Annotated in this window: 21 protein-coding genes; 13 read left to right on the top strand and 8 right to left on the bottom strand. The window is 72.1% G+C overall.

The window, feature by feature from the left end:
- Positions 1-51: 51 nt before the first annotated feature.
- Together ACFZDK_RS34990 and ACFZDK_RS34995 are read left to right on the top strand one after the other, a co-directional pair.
- Positions 52-873 (top strand): enoyl-CoA hydratase/isomerase family protein, encoded by an 822-nt coding sequence (locus tag ACFZDK_RS34990; RefSeq protein WP_390978198.1) that lies wholly within the window; start codon positions 52-54, stop codon positions 871-873.
- Positions 874-916: 43 nt separating this feature from the next.
- Entirely contained in the window at positions 917-1,423 is a 507-nt protein-coding gene (locus ACFZDK_RS34995) for a MaoC/PaaZ C-terminal domain-containing protein (protein WP_390978200.1), read from the top strand.
- Here the strand turns inward: ACFZDK_RS34995 and ACFZDK_RS35000 are convergent.
- Together ACFZDK_RS35000 and ACFZDK_RS35005 are read right to left on the bottom strand one after the other, a co-directional pair.
- A complete protein-coding gene (locus ACFZDK_RS35000; RefSeq protein WP_390978202.1) occupies positions 1,411-2,823 on the bottom strand; it encodes a family 1 glycosylhydrolase in 1,413 nt (470 codons plus the stop codon). The two genes, ACFZDK_RS34995 and ACFZDK_RS35000, sit on opposite strands and share 13 nt — an antisense overlap.
- 235 nt (positions 2,824-3,058) lie before the next feature.
- The gene (locus ACFZDK_RS35005; RefSeq protein WP_390978204.1) at positions 3,059-3,925 is read right to left on the bottom strand and encodes an enoyl-CoA hydratase-related protein; all 867 of its coding nucleotides are present in this window, start codon (positions 3,923-3,925) and stop codon (positions 3,059-3,061) included.
- Between the two features lie 95 nt (positions 3,926-4,020).
- On the opposite strand from ACFZDK_RS35005, the gene ACFZDK_RS35010 reads away from it, so the two are divergent.
- Genes ACFZDK_RS35010 through ACFZDK_RS35020 form a run of 3 tightly spaced genes read left to right on the top strand, consistent with a single transcriptional unit; the run spans position 4,021 to position 6,977 of the window.
- Entirely contained in the window at positions 4,021-4,797 is a 777-nt protein-coding gene (locus ACFZDK_RS35010; RefSeq protein WP_390978206.1) for an enoyl-CoA hydratase-related protein, read from the top strand.
- Between the two features lie 21 nt (positions 4,798-4,818).
- On the top strand, positions 4,819-5,958 hold the full coding sequence (locus ACFZDK_RS35015; RefSeq protein ID WP_390978208.1) for an acyl-CoA dehydrogenase family protein: 1,140 nt from the start codon (positions 4,819-4,821) through the stop codon (positions 5,956-5,958).
- Positions 5,955-6,977 carry a TIGR03617 family F420-dependent LLM class oxidoreductase gene (locus ACFZDK_RS35020; RefSeq protein WP_390978210.1) on the top strand — a complete coding sequence of 341 codons (1,023 nt, stop codon included), beginning with the start codon at positions 5,955-5,957 and terminating at the stop codon, positions 6,975-6,977. The genes ACFZDK_RS35015 and ACFZDK_RS35020 overlap by 4 nt, the downstream gene beginning before the upstream one ends.
- A 17-nt stretch (positions 6,978-6,994) precedes the next feature.
- Here the strand turns inward: ACFZDK_RS35020 and ACFZDK_RS35025 are convergent, their stop codons facing one another.
- From ACFZDK_RS35025 to ACFZDK_RS35050, 6 genes are all read right to left on the bottom strand, one after another.
- Positions 6,995-7,744 (bottom strand): FCD domain-containing protein, encoded by a 750-nt coding sequence (locus ACFZDK_RS35025; protein WP_390978212.1) that lies wholly within the window; start codon positions 7,742-7,744, stop codon positions 6,995-6,997.
- Between the two features lie 17 nt (positions 7,745-7,761).
- The gene (locus tag ACFZDK_RS35030) at positions 7,762-8,166 is read right to left on the bottom strand and encodes an OB-fold domain-containing protein (RefSeq protein WP_390978214.1); all 405 of its coding nucleotides are present in this window, start codon (positions 8,164-8,166) and stop codon (positions 7,762-7,764) included.
- Entirely contained in the window at positions 8,163-9,320 is a 1,158-nt protein-coding gene (locus tag ACFZDK_RS35035; RefSeq protein WP_390978216.1) for a thiolase family protein, read from the bottom strand. The genes ACFZDK_RS35030 and ACFZDK_RS35035 overlap by 4 nt, the downstream gene beginning before the upstream one ends.
- Positions 9,317-10,882 (bottom strand): AMP-binding protein, encoded by a 1,566-nt coding sequence (locus tag ACFZDK_RS35040; protein WP_390978218.1) that lies wholly within the window; start codon positions 10,880-10,882, stop codon positions 9,317-9,319. Before ACFZDK_RS35040 ends, ACFZDK_RS35035 begins: the two co-directional genes overlap by 4 nt.
- Before the next feature lie 25 nt (positions 10,883-10,907).
- On the bottom strand, positions 10,908-12,398 hold the full coding sequence (locus ACFZDK_RS35045; RefSeq protein WP_390978221.1) for an aldehyde dehydrogenase family protein: 1,491 nt from the start codon (positions 12,396-12,398) through the stop codon (positions 10,908-10,910).
- A gap of 90 nt (positions 12,399-12,488) precedes the next feature.
- Positions 12,489-13,631 (bottom strand): acyl-CoA dehydrogenase family protein, encoded by a 1,143-nt coding sequence (locus tag ACFZDK_RS35050; RefSeq protein ID WP_390978223.1) that lies wholly within the window; start codon positions 13,629-13,631, stop codon positions 12,489-12,491.
- Positions 13,632-13,717: 86 nt separating this feature from the next.
- Between ACFZDK_RS35050 and ACFZDK_RS35055 the strand changes: the two genes are divergently transcribed.
- From ACFZDK_RS35055 to ACFZDK_RS35090, 8 genes are read left to right on the top strand one after another with little or no spacing between them, the layout of a single operon-like run.
- Positions 13,718-14,473: a glucose 1-dehydrogenase gene (locus ACFZDK_RS35055; RefSeq protein ID WP_390978225.1), complete on the top strand. Its 756-nt coding sequence runs from the start codon at positions 13,718-13,720 to the stop codon at positions 14,471-14,473.
- Position 14,474: 1 nt separating this feature from the next.
- Positions 14,475-15,254 carry an enoyl-CoA hydratase-related protein gene (locus ACFZDK_RS35060; RefSeq protein WP_390978227.1) on the top strand — a complete coding sequence of 260 codons (780 nt, stop codon included), beginning with the start codon at positions 14,475-14,477 and terminating at the stop codon, positions 15,252-15,254.
- 19 nt (positions 15,255-15,273) lie between these two features.
- The gene (locus ACFZDK_RS35065; protein WP_390978230.1) at positions 15,274-16,440 is read left to right on the top strand and encodes a CoA transferase; all 1,167 of its coding nucleotides are present in this window, start codon (positions 15,274-15,276) and stop codon (positions 16,438-16,440) included.
- Between the two features lie 3 nt (positions 16,441-16,443).
- Positions 16,444-17,355 carry an SDR family NAD(P)-dependent oxidoreductase gene (locus ACFZDK_RS35070; RefSeq protein WP_390978232.1) on the top strand — a complete coding sequence of 304 codons (912 nt, stop codon included), beginning with the start codon at positions 16,444-16,446 and terminating at the stop codon, positions 17,353-17,355.
- A complete protein-coding gene (locus ACFZDK_RS35075; RefSeq protein WP_390978234.1) occupies positions 17,352-17,864 on the top strand; it encodes a DoxX family membrane protein in 513 nt (170 codons plus the stop codon). Before ACFZDK_RS35070 ends, ACFZDK_RS35075 begins: the two co-directional genes overlap by 4 nt.
- Before the next feature lie 22 nt (positions 17,865-17,886).
- Positions 17,887-19,044 (top strand): acyl-CoA dehydrogenase family protein, encoded by a 1,158-nt coding sequence (locus ACFZDK_RS35080; RefSeq protein ID WP_390978236.1) that lies wholly within the window; start codon positions 17,887-17,889, stop codon positions 19,042-19,044.
- Positions 19,045-19,055: 11 nt separating this feature from the next.
- Entirely contained in the window at positions 19,056-19,391 is a 336-nt protein-coding gene (locus ACFZDK_RS35085; protein ID WP_390978238.1) for a peptidoglycan-binding protein, read from the top strand.
- Entirely contained in the window at positions 19,346-19,825 is a 480-nt protein-coding gene (locus ACFZDK_RS35090) for a ricin-type beta-trefoil lectin domain protein (RefSeq protein ID WP_390978240.1), read from the top strand. The genes ACFZDK_RS35085 and ACFZDK_RS35090 overlap by 46 nt, the downstream gene beginning before the upstream one ends.
- The last annotated feature ends 2 nt before the right edge of the window (positions 19,826-19,827 follow it).

Consider the following 19,827-nt stretch of genomic DNA (forward strand, 5'->3'; position numbering starts at 1 on the left):
GATACAGTTAGATAATTATAGTATCCGCACTGATTGCACCAGGAGGGTGACGTGACCGATCCCTACGCGCCGTTCACGGCTCTGACCTTCGAGCGGCCCGCACCCGGCGTGCTGCGCGTCGTGCTCGACGCTCCGCCGGTCAATGCCGTGGACTCGCGGATGCACGGTGAACTGGCCGACGTCTGGCGGGTGATCGACCGCGACGAGCAGACCCGCGCGGTGCTGGTCCAGGGAGCGGGCCGGGCCTTCTCGGCCGGCGGCACCTTCGACTCCATCGAGGCGATGACCGAGGACTACGCGGTGCGGGCCCGGGTGATGCGCGAGGCCCGGGACATGGTGTACGGGGTGATCAACTGCTCCAAGCCGGTGGTCTCCGCGATCCACGGTCCGGCCGTCGGCGCGGGCCTGGTCGTCGGCATGCTGGCGGACGTCTCCGTCGCCGCCCGCAGCGCGAAGATCGTCGACGGGCACACCCGCCTCGGGGTCGCGGCCGGGGACCACGCCGCGATCTGCTGGCCGCTGCTGTGCGGGATGGCCAAGGCCAAGTACTACCTGCTGACCTGCGAGACGCTCACCGGCGAGGAGGCCGAGCGCATCGGCCTGGTCTCCAAGTGCGTGGCCGACGAGGACGTGCACACCGAGGGCCTGCGGGTGGCGACCGCCCTCGCCGCCGGTCCGGCCGGTGCCATCAGCTGGACCAAGCGGTCCCTCAACCACTGGTACCGCACGGCTCAGCCGATCTTCGAGGCGTCCCTGGGCCTGGAGTTCTTCGGGTTCGGCGGGTACGAGGTGGTCGAGGGTCTGGCCGCCCACCGCGAGAAGCGCGCCCCGGACTTCGAGGCCGTGGCCGCCAAGCACCCGCTCGATCTGTGAACCCGCCCGCCGCCGCGTATCGCGTATGGAGAGGAATCCCGGCATGACACCGCAACGCGCTGACGTCGACCCGCTGGTCCGTGGGCTGACGTACGAGGAGATGCCCGTGGGGCAGGTCTTCCGGACCGCCCGGCGCACCGTCACCGAGACCGACCTGGTCAACTTCGTCACCTGGGGCGGCTTCACCGAGCCGCTGTTCTGGGACGCCTCGCACGCCGCGGACGGCGGCTACACCGGGCGCCTGGTGCCCGGCGCGCTCACCTACTGTCTCGCCGAGGGACTGGTGCTGCAGACGAACGTGCTGCACGGCACGGGGCTGGCCTTCCTGCACATGGAACTGGACGTGCTGGGCCCGGTGTATGTCGGCGACACGCTGCACGCCGTCGTGGAGACCACCGCGTGCCGACCGTCCGCCAAGCCCGGCCGGGGCGTGGTGACCAGCCGCGTCACCGTCCGCAACCAGCGCGACGAGGACGTGCTCGTCTACACGCCGGTGCGGCTGATCCGGGGCAAGGACTACGAGGCCTACTACGGGGCTCAGAGCGGCTGAGGCCGGAAGGGGGCCGGCACCAGGGTCAGCCCGGGTGTCCGGCCGGTTTCCGGGATTGGGTGCGCGCCGCCTCCGAACGCTTCGCCGTGCACCCAGTCGGACGGCATCTCGGGGCACGGCGGCCGCTCGTGGTCCGGGACCGCCATCGCGTACAACCGGGTGTAGCGGAACTTGGCCTCCACGTTGTCCAGCACCGACCAGTACTCGTAGCCGCACACCTCCACGCCCTGGGCGACGACTCCGGCGAGCCAGGTCAGCCGGGCGCGGAGCAGGGCGCGGCGGCGGGCGTCGTCGGCGTGGCCGGTCTCGTCGACCAGGTCGAGGTCGCCCATGCCATTGTCGACGACCGCCAGCGGTGGCAGCAGGTCGCCGTAGAGGTCGTGGAGTCCGGCGACGGCGTCGGCGAGCCCCTCGGGGAGGATGGGCCAGCCGTACGCGGTCGTCTCGACGTCGTCGAAGGGGATGACCGCGAAACCGAGGCCCATCAGCAGGCTGTTCACCTCGTTCAGCGGGCCCAGGCACTTTCCGGCGGGCAGGGCGCGGGGCAGGTTCTCCGGAGCGGTGACGCGGAAGGGCGTGTGCCAGGACAGGCCGAGGATGTCCTGCGCGGTGGCGATGGTCTCCAGGTCGCCGGGGTGGACACAGCCGGTGGCCTCGACGGGGGCGAGGTCGTCCTCGGTCACCATGTGCTCGCCGAGCAGCAGCGGGTCGAGGAAGAGGCGGTTGGCCCAGTTCTCCAACCGGGCCAGGGCGATCCGGTCGAAGGGGTCGTCGGTGGCCGCGTAGCCGCCGGCGAGGGTGACCGTCGTACCGATCCGGCCGTGCGCGCCGGCCGCGCGCAGCGCCTGCGTCGCCAGTCCGTTGCCGAGCAGAAGGTGGTGGACGGAGCGCAGTCCCGCCCGGCCGATGGCGCGGTTCGGCGGGTACAGTCCGGCCACGTGGTCGGCGAGCGTGGGGCTCGCCAGGTCGGTGGAGGTGATCCAGCCGTCCACCCGGTCGCCGAAGCGGCGCCCCATCTCGGCGGCGTAGGCGGCGAAGTGCTGGGCGGTGTCCCTGGCGAGCCAGCCGCCGGCCTCCTCCAGCCAGGGTGGCAGTGTCAGGTGCAGCAGGGTGAGACGGGGCCGCAGGCCCCGTGCGAGCAGGCTGTCGAGGGCCCGGTCGCAGCGGTCCAGGGCGTCCCGGTCCCAGCGGCCGGGACCGTCGGGCTGGAGCAGCGGCCAGCCGGCGACCAGCCGGTGGGTGCCCGGGGCGGAGCCGACCAGTCGGTGGATGTCGTCGGTCCACCGCCCGAAGTGCCCGCCCCGTTCCGGCTCGGGCGGCGGCGGGGCCGCGAGGATGTCGGCGGTGGCGACGCCCCAGTCGACACCGCGCAAGGACTCGTGCAGCAGACCACCGCTCATCGTGACCGTCCAAGCGATGAATGGTTTAACGCATTCAGCTGAATGCTCGCCGTCCGGACGCTAACACCTCACGCGGGGCACGACAATGTTTCAGCCGGATTTCGTCTTGTCGCGAGGAGGGCGGCCGCCGGTCCGGGACAGGGCTACCTGGGCTCCCAGCGGGCCCGGCTCGAACGGCGGGTCGCGCCGCCCTTCTTCGACACGCGTTCCGCACACGCGTGACCCGGCTGCCGCCCTACTCTCCGAGCGGACGGAACTCCTCGTCCCGCCACCACGGGTAGACGGGCGGCAGGTCCGCGCTCACCCGGCCCGGGAACTGCGGCGGGCGCTTGGCGAGGAAGGACTCCACGCCCTCTCTCGGGTCGGGGCCGCCGCCGATCTGGCTCATGATCCGCGAGTCGAGCCGGTGGGCGGTCATCGGATGCGGCTCGCCGAGCATCCGCCACATCATCTGCCGGGACAGCGCGACCGAGACCGGTGCGGTGTTCTCGGCGATCTCCCGCGCCAGCGCGTACGCCGCAGGCAGCAGTTCCTCGGGCGGGTGCACCGAGCGGACCAACCCGGCGGCCAGCGCCTCGTCGGGGCCGAAGAGCCGCCCGGTGGCCACCCACTCCATGGCCCGCTGCATGCCGACCGCGCGTGGCAGGAACCAGCTCGCGGCGGATTCCGGCACAATGCCGCGCCGGGCGAAGACGAAGCCGAACTTCGCGGTGGTCGAGGCCAGCCGGATGTCCATGGGCAGCGTCATGCTGGCCCCGACCCCGGCCGCCGGCCCGTTGACCGCCGCGATCACCGGCTTGGTGCTGGCGAAGATCCGCAGTGCCACCCGGCCGCCGCTGTCCCGGTGCCAGGCGCCGGCCTTGCGGTGGTCGAAGGAGGAGCCTCCGGTACTGACGTCGGCGCCCGCGCAGAACCCCCGGCCGGCGCCGGTCACGACGATCACACGGACGTCGTCGTCGGTGTCGGCCGCGTCGAGGACGTCGAGCATGTCCTGCATCATCCGCGGGTTGAAGGCATTGAGTTTCTCGGGCCGGTCGAGGGTGACGGTGAGGATCCGGTCCGCCACCTCGGCCCGTACGGTCTCGTACCGCTGCTGCGCCATGCGCGTCCTCCGCCACCCGTCGACCGGTTCTCATTGAGCTTAATTAGTTATAGCATTCAGCTCTACTTACTCGTTAGTGATCTGCGGCGGTGGAGATGACGGAGCTGACCGATCTGCTGGTGACGGCCGTCGGGCCGGTCCGGCTGGTGGAGCTGAACCGGCCCGAGCAGCTGAACGCCATGAGCGAGGAGCTGCACACCGGGCTCGCCGGCCTGTGGGACGACCTGGCGGCCGACCCGGAGGCGCGGGCGGTCGTGGTCACCGGGCGCGGGCGGGCGTTCAGCGCCGGGGGCAACTTCGGGATCATGACTCGGGTCCAGCGCGACGCCGCCTTCCGGGAGCGACAGGTGGACGAGGCCCGCCGGATCATCACCGGCATGATCCGCTGCCCGCTGCCGGTGATCGCGGCGGTCAACGGCCCGGCCGTGGGCCTCGGTTGCAGCCTGGCCCTGCTGAGCGACCTGGTGCTGGTCGCCGACGACGCCTATCTCGCCGACCCGCACGTGCAGGTGGGGCTGGTGGCGGGCGACGGCGGTGCGTTCGTGCTGCCGCCGCTGGTCGGCGGGGTCCGGGCGAAGGAGCTGCTGTTCCTCGGCGAGCGGGTGAGCGCCGAGGACGCGGTGCGGCTGGGCATCGCCAATCGTGCCGTGCCGAAGGACAAGCTCCGGGACGAGGCCATGGACCTGGCCGGACGGCTGGCCGCGCTGCCCACGCAGGCGCTGCGCGAGACCAAGCGGGCGGTGAACCGGCATCTGGAGCAGGCGCTGGACACCGTGATGGAGCCTGCCCTGCTCGCGGAGCGGGACTCCATGCACGCGCCGGACCACATCGCCGCCGTCGAGCGGATCATCGCCGCGCGCGGCCGCCGCTGAAGGGGAGAGGAGCACACGGCCATGGACTTCGCGTTCAGCGCGGAGCAGGAAGAACTGCGCCGCACCGTACGGGCGTTCCTCGCGGACACCTCGCCCGAGTCCGAGGTACGACGCCTCATGGAGACGCCCGAGGGCTTCGACCGGGACCTGTGGCGCCGGATGGGCGGCGAACTCGGGCTGCAGGGGCTGGCCGTCCCCGAGGAGTACGGCGGCGCCGGCTGCGGTCCCGTCGAAGTGGGCGCCGTACTGGAGGAGATGGGCCGCGCCCTGCTGTGCGCCCCGTACCTGTCCTCGACCGTACTGGCCACCACCACGCTGCTGCGCTCGGCCGACGAGGAGGCCCGCAAGCGGCTGCTGCCGGGCCTGGCCTCCGGCGAACTGGTCGCGACGCTGGCCCTCACCGAGGACTCCGCCCGCTGGGACGCGGCCGGGGTCGCGCTCACCGCCCGTACATGCGAAGGGAGTTGGCGGCTGACCGGGCACAAGACGTTCGTGCTCGACGGTGCCGCCGCCGACATCGTGCTCACCGTGGCCCGGACCGCCGACGACGGCATCGGGGTGTTCGTGGTGGACGGCGACGCGGCCGGGCTCACCCGACAAGCACTGCCCACGATGGACCCGACCCGTCGCCAGGCACGCCTGGACTACCACGAGGTACCTGCCCAGCCGCTGCGCACCCACGGCGACGGCTGGGACCTGGTGGCCGAGGTGCTCGACCGGGCCGCGGTGGCACTGGCCGCCGAGCAGGTCGGGGTGGCCTCCCGCGCCCTCGACATGGCGGTGGAGTACGCCAAGGTGCGGCACCAGTTCGGGCGGCCGATCGGCTCGTTCCAGGCCGTGAAGCACCTGCTGGCCGACGTGCTCCTGGAGGTGGAGTCGGCGCGTGCCGCCGCGCACTTCGCACTGCTCGCGGCCGAGCAGGACGACCCGCGCCTGCCGGCCGTGGCAAGCCTCGCCAAGGCCTTCTGCTCGGATGCCTGTCTGCAGGCGACGAGCCAGAACATCCAGGTGCACGGCGGCATCGGCTTCACCTGGGAACACCCCGCCCACCTGTATCTCAAGCGGGCGAAGACATCACAGCTGCTGTTCGGCGACCCCGCGTACCACCGCGAACTGCTGGCACAGCGCATCGGCATGGACGCGGTCGAAGGAGCGGTATGAAGGTCGACGGCAAGCTCAACGTGTGGAGCACCGCAGAAGTGGTCGAGGAGGCCCGGCACCACGACAAGACCGGCTACGACGGCCTGTGGGCATCCGAGTCCAAACACGACCCCTTCCTGCCCCTGCTGCTGGCCGCCGAGCACACCGACCGCCTGGAGGTCGGCACGGCCATCGCGGTGGCGTTCGCCCGCTCCCCCATGCAACTCGCCTACACGGCCCACGACTTGCAGAGCTACTCCGGCGGCCGTTTCGTCCTCGGCCTGGGCAGCCAGATCAAGCCGCACATCGAGCGGCGGTTCGCCATGCCGTGGAGCCGGCCCGCGGCCCGGATGCGGGAGTACGTGAGCGCGCTGCGCGCCATCTGGGCCGCCTGGAACGAGGACCAACGGCTCGACTTCCGGGGCGACTTCTACACGCACACTCTGATGTCCCCGTTCTTCTCTCCCCCGCCCGCCGTCGGTGGTGCGCCGAAGGTGTTCGTGGCCGCCGTCGGCGAGGCGATGACCCGGGTGGCGGGCGAGGTGGCGGACGGACTGCTCGCGCACGGCTTCACCACCGAGCGCTACCTGCGCGAGGTCACCCTCCCCACCGTCGAGGCGGGCCTCGCGAAGTCGGGCCGTACCCGCGCCGACTTCGCCGTCTCCCACCTGCTGCTGACCGCCACCGGCCGGACGGAGGAGGAGATGGCCCGCGCGGTGGCGGGCACCCGACAGCAGATCGCCTTCTACGGCAGCACCCCCGCCTACCGCGGTGTCCTCGAACTGCACGGATGGGGCGAACTCGGCGACGAACTCCACGCGTTGTCGACGTCCCGGCGCGAGGACAAGTGGGAGGCGATGACCGCTCTCGTCGACGACGAGGTCCTCAACACCTTCGCGGTGGTGGCGGAGCCGGACCGGGTGGCGGGCGAGATCCACAGGCGGTACGGGGCCCTGGTCGACCGGGTGTCCTTCTACACCGCCTACGAGATCGACGCCGAGGTGTGGGAGCCGATCGTGCGGGAGCTGCGCACCGCTTGACGAGGCCGTGGGGCCGGTCAGCCGAGCAGGTCCAGGACCGTGGTCATGGACCTGCTCTGCAGCAGGTAGTCCTCGGCCTCCTGAAGGTGGACCCGCCACAGTTCCTGCGCGGCCTCGGACCGGTGGGCGGCCACCAGGTCGACGAGCGCGACATGGGCACGGAAGCCGCGGCGGTTGGCGCGGATGTTCTCCGGGCTGCCGGCGTCGAGGTCGACATGGGACCAGTTGGCCTGGTCGATGATGTGCCGGACCATGCCGTTGAGGACGCCGAGGGTCTGGTTGCCGGCGAGTTCGACGACGAGGGCGTGGAACTCCATATGGGCGCGGATGAAGGCCGAGGGATCGTCCATGAGCCCCTCGGCCTCGGCAACGGCCGCCCGCAGCCGTGCCAGGTCCTCGTCCGTGCGCCGCTCGGCGAGCAGGCCGGCGCACGGCGCCTCGATCACCGTACGGGCGTCGTAGACGTCCTTGAGGGTCGTGCCCCGGTATTCCAGGACCACCCCGGCGTACCGGGCCGCCACCGTGCCCTCCGGGATCTGGACCCGCGCCCCGCCACGGGCGCCCCTGCGCACGTTGATCAGGGACTCCGACTCCAGCACCCGGAACGCCTCGCGCAGCGTCGGCCGGGAGACGGCGAACTGCTCCATGAGGGCGGTCTCGGACGGCAGCGACTCGCCTTCGGTCAGCTCACCGCGCACGATCATCCGGCGCAGCCGGGCGGCCACCAGCTCGGCCATCTTGGGCACCCGTACCGGTGTGTGCGCCACTCTGCCCACCTCCACCCTCAGTGAGTGTGCTCCGGCACGAAGTACGGCAGGGTGATGTCGTCCGTGAGCGGCCGGAAGTCCGCACGCACCCGCATGCCGATGACGACGGCGTCCGGGTCGCCGGCGTCGATGTGGGACAGCAGGGTGCCGCCCTCGTCCAGGTCGATCACGGCCAGCGCGAAGGGGGTGTCGAAACCGGGGCCGGACGCGCGGTGCACCATGGTCACGGAGTAGACCGTGCCCCGGCCGGCGCTCGGCGCGTACCGCCAGTCCCGGGACAGGCAGCCGGGGCAGGCCGGTTCGGGGGTGAAGAAGCGCAGGCCGCAGGCCGGACAGTGCGGGATCACCAGTTCGCCGCGCCGGGCGGCGGCCCAGAAGGGCTCGGACAGGGCGGTGGGCACGGGCACCGGGCGACCGGTCATCGCAGCCTCCCCAGGACGCTCATCTCGTAGTGCTGGGCCCCCGAGCCGGCGTTGCCGACGACCGCGAGTTCGGCGCCGTCGACCTGGTGCACGGCGGTGCCGCGCAACTGCCGTACGGCCTCGACGACTTTGAGGGTCATCTGCTGGGTTCCGTTCCACGCGTACGCGAGGCATCCGCCGTCCGGGTTGACCGGGTGCTTGCCGCCGACGGCGATGGCACCGGAGGCGGCCAGCGGGCCGCCCTCGCCCTCGCCACAGAGGCCGAGGATCTCCAGCTGGCGGATGATCTCGAAGGAGTTGGGGTCGTAGAGGGAGAACACGTCCACGTCGTGCGGCCCTATGCCGGCCATGGCGTAGGCGCGGGCGGCCGCGTCCCGGCCGAGCTGTCCGACCTCGCGGTGCAGCGCGGGGTTGGCGTAGGCGGCCTGGTGGTACTCCATCCCGCCGCCGAGGACGGCGACGGGCGGCCGCGGGAGGTCACGGGCGCGTTCGGCGGTGGTGACCACGAGCGCGGCGCCGCCCTCCCCCACGATGCAGCAGTCCAGGAGATGGAAGGGCGTGGCGACCATGCGGGAGGCGAGCACGTCGTCGGCGGTGTAGGGGCCACGCCCGTACATCATCGCCTCCGGGTTGGTGGTGCCGTTGTTGCGGATGGTCGCGGCGACCTCGGCGAGCTGGCGGGAGGTGGTGCCGTACTCGTGCATGTGCCGGGCGGCCACCAGCGCGAACTGGGCGACGACATAGCTGCCCCAGACGTCCGCGAACTCCAGCGGCACCCCGGCGCCGACCGGGCCGGTCCCGCGCGAGACCAGCTTGCAGCCGCCGACCACGACGGTGTCGGCGTATCCGGCGCGGACGGCCGCCGCGGCTTTCAGCAGGCCGCGCGAACCGGCGTTGTCCAGCATGGAGTCGCTGGTCCAGCGCAGGTCGCGGCCGAGCAGGCGGGCCCAGGAGCTGCCCTCGCCGGGTACGCCACCGGGGCCGGGCCAGTCGACCTGGGCGCCGTCGACGTCGGCCGGGGTCAGCCCGGCGTCCGCGATCGCTCCGGTGACCGCTTCGAGGGCGAGGTCCATGGCGTCGCGGTGCGGCAGGGACAGCGCCTGTTCGGTGGCGTGGACACCGACGACGACGGGCCGCCGGTCGGTCGCGGTCACCGTCCCGCGCCGAGCTGCTCGCCGCCGGGATAGCCGCCTCCGCCGAAGCGTTGATCGAGGGCGTCGTAGTCCTTGGCGTAGTCCTTGGTGCGCGGCAGCGCGTCGACGAACTCCACCGTCTTGGGCTTCTTGTACGAGGCGATGCGTGCCCGGCAGTGCTCGATCAGGTCCTCGGCGGTGACCGGGTCCGTGCCCGGGTGGAGGACGACGACGGCCTTGACGTCCTGGGCCCAGCGCTCGTTGGGGACGCCGATGACGGCCGCCTCCTTGACCGCCGGGTGCGCCTCGACGCAGTTCTCCACCTCGGCCGGGAAGATGTTCTCGGCGGCCGACTTGAGCATCCGGGTCGTGGTGCCGAGGAAGCTGATCGTGCCGTCGGTCTCCCGGCGGCCCAGGTCGGTGGTGTGCCACCAGCCGAAACGGAAGCGCTGCTCGTTGGTCTCGGGGCGGTTCCAGTACCCGAGGTGGACGAGGTCGCCGCGGACGCAGATCTCGCCGACCTCGCACTCCTGCCCGGCCGAGTCGAGGATGCGGACGGCCGTGAAGGGGCCGGGGCGGCCCGCGTTGCCGAGGCCGCTGTCGCCGTACGCGCCGGTCACGGCGAACCCGGTCACCTCGGTCTGCCCGTAGCCGCGGCCCTCGCCGCCGCCGTTGCGGGTGAAGCGGCTGGTGTCGGTGGGCACCGTGCCCTGCCACAGCGGGGCGGCGACGCTCGCCCGCAGGTGGGACAGGTCGTGGCCGGCTGCGCGGTTCAGCTCGACAAGCTGCGCGATGGTCGGGGGCATCAGGTAGGCGTGGGTGCACCGCTCCGCCGCCAGCAGCGGGAGCAGTTCCTCGGCGACTACGCGTCGCACGATCACGTTCTTGCCGCCGTGCACGAAGGCCGGGATGCCCCAGAACTGGTAGTTGCCGATGTGGAACATCGGGCCCGCGCCGAGGAAGGCGGCCTCCCGGCCGATGTCGCCCATCCAGGCGGCGCTGACGCCCATGGCCAGCAGGTTGCGGTGCGAGAGCATCGAGCCGGACTGGCGTCCGCTGATCGCCGCGGTGTAGATGACCAGGAGCGCGGAGTCGGGGTCGACGTCGGCGGCCGGGTCCTCGGGCGCGCCGGAGGCAAGGAACGACTCGTAGGTGTCAGGTCCCTCGGCGTCGTGCCGCAGCCACAACGCCCGGTGACCGTCGCCGAGTTCGGCCCGCGCCTTGCCGACCGTGTCGCCGATCTCCGCGTCCTGCCAGACGATGACCCGGGGGTCGAAGTCCTCGATGGCGAAGGCCATTTCCGGGGCGGCCCAGCGCCAGTAGCCGGGGCAGACCATGGCGCCGGTCTTGGCGGCGGCGCCGAGCAGTTCCCAGATACGAAAGGAGTTCTGCCCCAGCCACAGGATCCGGTCACCGGGTCCGACCCCGGCATCCGTCAGGGCGTGGGCGAGGCGGTTGGTGCGCTCGTCCAGTTGCGGCCAGGTGAGCCGGACTTCGCCGTCGACCAGGGCGACTTGGTCCGGGTAGGACCGCCGGTGCTCGCGGATGAGGTCGCCGAACGTCAGGCGGCGGGCGGAATCCATCTGAAATCGCTCCTGTGAGGTCTCGTCAGACGCGGGCTATCCCGACGCCCTTGACGTGGATGAACTCGTCGAGTCCGGCCTTGCCGCCCTCGCGTCCGAACCCGCTGATCCCGACCCCGCCGAACGGTGTGGCGGGTGAAGTGATGGGGTTCGGGCCGGGGTTGACGTAGACCGTGCCGGCCTTCAGGCGCGGCACCAGCCGGTTGACCCGCGCGATGTCGCGGGACTGGAGGTAGGCGGACAGGCCGTACTCGGTGTCGTTGGCGAGGGCGACGGCCTCGTCCTCGGTGTCGAAGGGGGTGATGGCAAGGACCGGGCCGAAGACCTCCCGCTGGGCGAGGTCGCTGCGGTTGTCGACGTCGGCGAAGACGGTCGGGGTGACGAAGTAGCCGTCGGCGTCGACGGGTTCGCCGCCGTACACGAGCCGGCCCGCACCTGCCTCGGCCGCCTCGTCGATCACGTGCTGGACGCGGTCGCGGGCGTTCGCGTCGATGAGCGGGCCGATGTACGTCGCCGGGTCGAGCGGGTCGCCGACGGGCAGATGGGCCACCACCCCGGTGACGCGGGCGACGACCTCGTCGTAGACCGGCCGCTCGACCAGCAGCCGGGTGGGCAGTGCGCAGCCCTGGCCGGTGTTGCTCATGGCGAAGGCCGCGCAGTAGGGCACGACGGTGTCCAGGTCGGTGTCGGCGAAGAGCAGGTTGGCGGACTTGCCACCCAGCTCGAACACCACCGGTTTCAGGCTCAGGGCCGCGTCCGCCATGATGCGGCGGGCGGTGGCCGGGCCGCCGGTGAAGGAGATCTTGTCGACGCCGGGATGCCGGACCAGGGCCGCGCCCGCGTCGCCGAGCCCGGTGACGACGTTGATCACACCGTCGGGGATGCCCGCCTCGCGGGCCAGGTCGGCGAAGAGCAGCGCGGAGAAGGGCGTGGACTCGGCGGGTTTGATCACCACGGTGTTCCCGGCGGCGAGCGACGGCGGCACCTTCATCGCCAGCGACAGCGCGGGCGAGTTCCAGGTGATGATGTGGCCGATGACGCCGTAGGGCTCGGCGAGGGTGTACTCGACGTTCTCGTACGGGCTGTAGGCCGCGCCGACCATGCCCTCGATCTTGTCGGCCCAGCCGGCGTAGTACTCGGTCCACTCGGCGACGTGCGGTCCGACGTTCTCCGCCCAGCCGCCGATGCAGACGCCGTTCTCCAGCGGGCAGATCGCGGCGAAGTCGGTGATGTGGTCGCGGATCAGACCGGCGAAGCGGGTGAGGAGGCGGCGGCGTTCGGCGGGGCGCATGGTGCCCCAGACCTCGAAGGCCTGGCGGGCGGCGGCGACCGCCCGGTCCACCTCGGCCGCGCCCGCGAGCGGGATGTGCGCCTGGACCAGGCCGGTCGCCGGGTTGCGGTGCTCGTGGACGCCGCCGCTCGCGTCGGTCACGTCCTTGCCGCCGATGACCAGACGCGGCCGCGGCAGATCCTGCTCGGCCCTGTCCTGGTGCAGTTGTACGTCGACCGTGACCACGGGTGCCTCCTCGCACGCCTCGACCATCGACCTCCACGTGACTAAATAGCTAACCTATTTAGCCAAGACAGTCAATAAAGGGGGCGCCACTCACAGCCCGAGCGAGCGGCCCACGATCTCCTGCATGATCTCCGAGGTGCCGCCGAACACCCGCTGCACCCGACTGTCCCGCCAGATGCGGGCGATCTCGTACTCATTGACGTAGCCGTAGCCGCCGAACAGCTGCATGCAGCGGTCGATCACCTCCCAGCAGGTCTCCGTGGTCCAGTACTTGGCCGCGGCGGCCTCGTCGGCGGTCAGCTCGCCCCGCACCAGCGCCATCGTGCAGCCGTCGACGTAGACCCGGGCGGCGGAGAGCCGGGCCCTGATGTCCGCGAGCGCGAACCGGTTGGCCTGGAACTGCCCGATCGGCCGGCCGAAGGCGGTGCGGTCCTTGGCGTACTCCAGCGTCACTTCGAAGGCACGCTCTGCCGAGGCCAGCGCGGAGACGGCGATGGCGAGCCGCTCGGTGGGGAGGTTGCCCATCATGTGGTAGAAACCGCGCCCCTCCTCCCCGATGAGATTCCCGGCCGGAACCCGGACCTCGTGGAAGAAGAGCTCGGCGGTGTCCTGCGCCTTCATGCCGACCTTGTCCAGCTTGCGGCCCCGCTCGAAGCCCTCCGCGCCGCGCTCGACGACGATCAGGCTGATGCCCTTGTGCCCGGCGGCCGGGTCGGTCTTGCAGGCGACGACGACCAGGTCGGCCAGGATGCCGTTGGTGATGAAGGTCTTGGAGCCGTCGATCACCCACTCGCCGCCGTCCCGGCGGGCGGTGGTGCGGATGCCCTTGAGGTCGGAGCCGGCGGCCGGTTCGGAGAGGGCGAGCGCGCAGACGGTCTCGCCGCTGGTCACGCCGGGGAGCCAGCGGGCCTTCTGCTCCGGGGTGGTCAGCCGCATCAGGTACGGCGGGATGACGTCGTTCTGCAGCCCCAGCCCGATGCCGACCGAGGCGGTGGCCGCCATCTCCTCGGCCATGATGGCGTTGTAGCGGAAGTCCCGGATCCCCTGCCCGCCGTACTCCTCCGGGAACTCCCAGCCGATCAGCCCGGCCTTGCCCGCGGCGGTCCAGGCGGCCCGGCTCACCTGTCCGTCCCGCTCCCACTGCTCGGCGTACGGGGCGCATTCCCGCAGGTAGTAGGAGCGGGCCGTGTCCCGGAACTGGTCGTGCTCCTCGGTGAAGATCTCTCGGCGCATCCTCGGCTCCCCACTCAGGCATCTCGCTTATTCAGCTGAAGTAGTTATACGATAGCGCTGATTCGGATCCGGGCCAGGGAGGGCGCGTGAGCGTACGGGAGAAGGTGGCGCTCGTCACCGGGGCGGGCCGCGGCATCGGCGAGGCGATCGCCGACGCGCTGGCCGCGCACGGAGCCGCGGTCGCCGTCTGCGACGTGGACGCGGAGGCCGCCGCCAAGGTCGCCGCCTCCCTCGCCGAACGGCACGGCGTCCGCACCGCGGGAGTCGGCGCGGACATCTCCGACAGCGGGGCCGTGCGGACGGCCGTAGAGCAGGTGACCGCCGCGCTCGGACCGGTGGACGTGCTGGTCAACAACGCGGCCGTCGACGTCATCGGCCGCTTCGTCGACAGCGACGAGGAGACCTGGGACCGGATCATCGCCGTCAACCTGCGCGGCACGATCACGGTGACCCGGGCCGTCCTCGACCCGATGATCGAGCGCGGCGGCGGCCGGATCGTCCACATCGCCTCGGACGCCGGCCGGGTCGGCTCCTCCGGCGAGGTGGTGTACTCCGCCACGAAGGGCGGCGTGATCGCCTTCGGCAAGGCCCTCGCCCGCGAGGTCGCCCGGCACGGCATCACCGTCAACTGCGTCTGCCCCGGCCCCACCGACACGGCGCTGCTCGGCCAGGTCGCCGAGTACAGCCGGAAGATGTACGACGCCACCGTGCGGGCGATCCCGCTGCGCCGGGTCGCCCGGCCGGACGAGATCGCCGGTGTGGTGGCCTTTCTCGCCTCCGACGACGCCGCCTACATGACCGGGCAGACGCTCTCGGTCAGCGGCGGCCTGACGATGGTGTGAGGTGAGCGACGTGCTGCGCGTCGAAGTACGCGACCGGGTGGCCGTGTTCACCCTGGACCGGCCGGACCGGCTCAACGCCGTCGGCACCGAGACCGTCGGGCTGCTGCGGGACGCGCTGGCCCGGGTGCGCGAGGACGACGACGTACGCGCCCTGGTGCTGACCGGCGCGGGCCGGGCCTTCTCGGCCGGTGCCGACCTGGGCGAGATCGAGTCGTTCACCACCCCCTGGCAGTTCCGGGCCTTCGTGGGGCGGCTGACGGAGACGTACGCGCTGCTGGAGGAGTTCCCCAAGCCGTCGGTGGCGGCGATCCACGGCTTCGCGTTCGGCGGCGGTCTGGAACTCGCGCTCGCCTGCGACCTGCGGGTGGCGGAGCGCGGGGCCCGCCTCGGGCTGCCGGAGATGAAGCTCGGCGTGCTGCCGGGCGCGGGCGGCACCCAGCGGCTGCCGCGTCTGCTGCCGCCGGCGATCGCCAAGCAGATGATCCTCACCGGCGAGCCCATCGACGCCGAGCGGGCCCACGCACTCGGCCTGCTCAACGAGCTGACCGAGCCGGGCGGGGCGCTCAAGGCCGCCGAGGCGCTGGCGGCCCGACTCGCCGCCGGAGCCCCTCTCGCGCTCGCGGCGGGCAAGCGCCTGATCGACCACGGCCTCGGCATGGACCTGGCGGCGGCCGTCGCCTTCGAACAGGAGACCGTCTCGGTGCTGTTCGCCACCGAGGACCGCGCCGAGGGGCTACGGGCCTTCCGAGACCGGCGTCCCGGGGAGTTCCGCGGTGTCTGACCGACCAGGGAGGTGGGCCGTGCGGCCACTGGAGGGCTTTTCCGTCGTCGAGCTCGGCATGTGGGTGGCCGCTCCGGCCGCCGCCACCATGCTGGCGGACTGGGGCGCGGACGTGATCAAGGTGGAGGCGCCGGCCGGTGACCCCAACCGGTACACACTGCGCCATGTCGGCCAGGACATCGACAGCGCTCCCCCGTTCGAGACGGACAACCGGGGCAAGCGCAGCGTGATCCTCGACCTCAGGTCCGAGGACGGCAAGGCCGCCCTTGAACAACTGCTTGCCCGCGCCGACGTGTTCGTCACCAACCTCCGCCCGGGCGCCCTGGAACGGCTCGGCCTCGGCCCCGACGGGATCCGCGCGCGCCACCCCCGGCTCATCGTCGGCACGCTGACGGGGTACGGCTGGACCGGAGCCGAGCGCGACCGCGCCGGGTACGACGTCTCCGCCTTCTGGGCCCGGCCCGGCATCGCCGCCATGCTCAACCCGGCCGGTGAGCCCCCGCCCGGCATCCGCCCCGGTCTCGGCGACCGCACCGCCGCCGCCAACCTCGTGGCCGGCGTCCTCGCCGCACTGCTGCGCCGGGCGCGTACCGGCGAGGGCGGCGTGGTGGACGTGTCGCTGCTGCGCTCCGGGGCGTACGCCAACGGCAACGACCTGGCCCTGCAGAACTTCTTCGGCAAGCGCGGCCGGACCCGGCCCCGCACCGAGCACGAGTCCCCGCTCTACAACTGCTACCGGACCGCCGACGACCGCTGGTTCTGGCTTGTAGGCCTGGAGGGCAACCGCCACTGGCCCGGGGTGATCAAGGCGCTCGGCCGGGAGGACCTGGCACAGGACGAGCGGTTCGCCACCGGCACGGCCCGGCGCGGCCACGTACGTGAGCTGATCGCCGTCTTCGACGAGGAGTTCGCGCGGCGGCCACTGGCGGAGTGGGCGGAGCGGTTCGACGCCGAGGAGGTGTGGTGGGCCCCCGTGCAGACCCTCGCCGAGGTGGCGGCCGACCCGCAGGCCGAGGCGGTCGGGGCGTTCGTGGAGCAGCCCGGTATGGGTGACGCGCCGCCGCTGCGGACCGTGGCCACGCCGGTCGCCTTCTGGGGCGTGGACGACAAGCCGCGCGCCGGCGCACCGGCGCTGGGCGAGCACACCGACGAAGTACTCGACGAGCTGGGCGGAACAGGGAGGTAGGGCGTGGGCATCCTGGACGACAAGGTCGCCATCGTGACCGGCGGGGGCCGGGGGCTGGGCCGGGCGCACTGTCTGGCGCTCGCCGAGGCCGGGGCCACCGTGGTGGTCAACGACCTCGGCTCCGGCATCCACGGCGAGCGGACCGGCGACTCCCCCGCCGACGAGGTCGTCGCCGAGATCACCAAGCTCGGCGGCCGGGCGGTCGCCAACCATGCCTCGGTCACCGACTGGGGGGCGACCGAGGCCATGGTGGCGGACACCGTCGCCGAGTTCGGGCGGCTGGACGTCGTCGTGAACAACGCCGGGATCGTGCGCGACCGCATGCTGTTCTCGATGAGCGAGGCCGAGTTCGACGCGGTCATCGCGGTCCACCTGAAGGGCACGTTCGCGCTGACCCGGCACGCCTGCGCGTACTGGCGGGAGGCCGCCAAGCGGGGCGAGCCGGTCGCCGGCCGCGTCATCAACACCACGTCCGGCACCGGGCTGTTCGGCAACCAGGGCCAGTCCAACTACGGCGCCGCGAAGGCGGGCATCGCCGGGCTCACGATCCTCACCGCACTGGAGATGCGCCGCTACGGCGTCACCGCGAACGCCATCTCGCCCATCGCGGCCACCCGGATGACGGAAGGCCTGGAGGTCGGCACCAACCTCCAGGCCACCGACGGCTTCGACCCGCGCGACCCGGCCAACGCCTCCGGTGTCGTCGTCTACCTCGCCTCCGACGCCGCGTCCTGGCTGACCGGGCAGGTGCTGCGCATCGAGGGCAACCGGCTCAACCGGCTGGAGGGCTGGACGGTCTCCGGCGTGTACCCGAGCCGCAACGGCGAGGCCCTCAGTCCCGAGGAACTCATCGACGCCGTACCGCGGTTGTACGGCACGGCGCCCGCCGGCCGGGCCACCGGAGTCGGCCAGTGAAGGCTCAGGACGCCGCCGCCCTGGCCCTGCGCGCGACCCTCGGCCCGATGCTCGTCGCCCACGGCTGGAACAAGGTCGCCGGGCCGGGCGGGCTGAGGGGGACAACGGGCTGGTTCGAGGCGCTGGGGCTGCGGCCCGCCGCCGTGCACGCCCGGATGGCGGCGGGCACGGAACTGGCCGCAGGGGTGGGTATCACGCTGGGCGCGGCCAACCCGCTGCCCGCCGCGGCGGCCGTCGGCCTGATGACCGTGGCGGCCCGCACCGACCACCGCGGCAAGGGCTTCTTCGTGTTCAAGGGCGGCTGGGAGTACGTCGGCGTGGTGGGCGGCGCGGCCGTGGCACTGGCCGCACTCGGCAACGGCCGGTACTCGGTGGATGGCTTGACGGGACGTCAACGCGCGGGCTCCGAGCCCGCGTTGCTTGCCGCGGGGCTGGGCGTGGTGAGCGCGGCGGCACTGCTCGCGGCCTGCTACCGGCCAGACGAAAAGCCGGACGAAACAGACAAGTAGCAGACGAGGGAAGAGAGGCGACATGGACGCGGAGGACTTCACCGCGGTGCTGTCGGAGGTCCGGCGGTTCGTCCGGGAACGCGTCGTGCCGCTGGAGGCGGAGATCGACGAGAAGGACGAGATGCCGGCCGACATCCGCGAGACGGCGAAGAAGATGGGGCTCTTCGGCTTCGCCCTGCCGGAGGAGTACGGCGGCCTTGGGCTGTCGATGTACGAGGAGGCCCGGCTGATGTTCGAGCTGGGCTACACCACCCCGTCGCTGCGCTCGATGTTCGGCACCAACAACGGCATCGCCGGGCACGTCCTGATGGTCGGCGGCACCGAGGGGCAGAAGACCGAGTGGCTGCCGAAGATCGCGTCCGGCGAGGTGCTGGCCTCCTTCGCCCTCACCGAGCCGGACGCCGGGTCGGACCCCTCGACACTGACCACCCGGGCGCACCTGGACGGCGACGCGTGGGTGATCAACGGGGCCAAGCGGTACATCACCAATGCCCCGCTCGCCGACGTCTTCATGGTCTTCGCCCGCACCGACCCGGACGCGCCGCGCACCCGGGGCATCTCCACCTTCCTGGTCCCGGCCGGCACCCCGGGCCTGACGGTGGCGCCCCGGGACCACAAGATGGGCCAGTTCGGCGCCTGGACGGCCGACGTGTACTTCGACGACGTGCGGGTGCCGGCCGAGGCCCTCGTCGGCGGCGAGGCCGGCCTGAACCGGGGCTTCAGCACGGCGATGGGCTGCATCGCGCACGGACGCGTGCACATCTCGGCCCTGTGCGTCGGCATGGCCGAGCGCCTGGTCGACGAGTCGGTGGAGTACGCCCGCACCCGCAGGCAGTCCGGAACGCCGATCGGCTCCTTCCAGCTGGTCCAGGGGCTGATCGCCGACTCGATGACCGACTACTACGCCGGCCGCGCCACCGTCCTGGAGGCCGCCCGCGGCTTCGACGCCGGCACGGACACCAAGATCGGCCCGTCCTGCACGAAGTACTTCGCCAGCGAGATGGTGTGGCGGGTCGCCGACCGCGCGGTGCAGATCCACGGCGGTGCGGGCTATATGCGCGGGGTCGCCGTCGAGCGCTTCTACCGGGACGCCCGGCTCTTCCGGATCTACGAGGGCACCAGCCAGATCCAGCAGGTGATCATCGCGCGGGCACTGCTGGGCGACGCGACACGAGGTTGACGCGACACGAGGTGGCATCCCGCTCCGCCGCCGTCTCCGCAACCACCGCCGCCCCGGACTCCGCCGCGGCCGGGACGCACGATCCCAGGACGCTCGACATCCGCTCCGCCGCCTGCCGGACCGCTCTCGCCCCAGGAGCGCACGGGGACTGTGTCGCCGCCCTCCAGTACCTCCTCGGCGGATACGGCTACCTGGTGCCGGTCGACGGCGACATCGAGGCACGGACGCTCGCCGCCGTGAAGGTCTTCCAGACGTCGGCCGGACTCACGGCCGACTGCGGGGTCGGCCTGAGACCAAGGAGATGCTGTACAGCAGGCCGCGCGGCGCCGTGCACAGCGGCACGCTGACGGTGACCGAGACCGTCAACGGCGTCGCGACCGCGCGCTGCCTGGACGCCGACACCGGTACGGCGGCGCTGAAGCAGCAGACAGTACAGATCTGGGAGTGCACCGGCGCGCCCCACCAGAAGTGGGCGCTGTACCCACTGCCGGGCCGGGACGCGCAGTACGTCGCCGTCAACCGGAGCACGCACCGCTGCCTGGAGGTGGATGCCGCCGGTGTCGGCCAGAACGGCCACGGCATCCACAGCACCGCCTGCGACGGGCTCGCCGTCCAGCGGTGGAGCCTGGGCAGCTCCGGAGTCCCCGGCGCCCAGGCCCTGGTGAGCGTGCCGGACGGCCTCTGCCTGGACGCGGAGGCCGCCACCTCGGGCCAGGACGGCCAGCGCGTCCAGGCGTGGAGCTGCGCCGGAAACGGCAACCAGGCCTGGCACTGGGGCTGACG

Origin of the sequence: Streptomyces sp. NPDC007901 (assembly GCF_042959465.1) — a bacterium.
Taxonomy (GTDB): Bacteria; Actinomycetota; Actinomycetes; order Streptomycetales; family Streptomycetaceae; genus Streptomyces.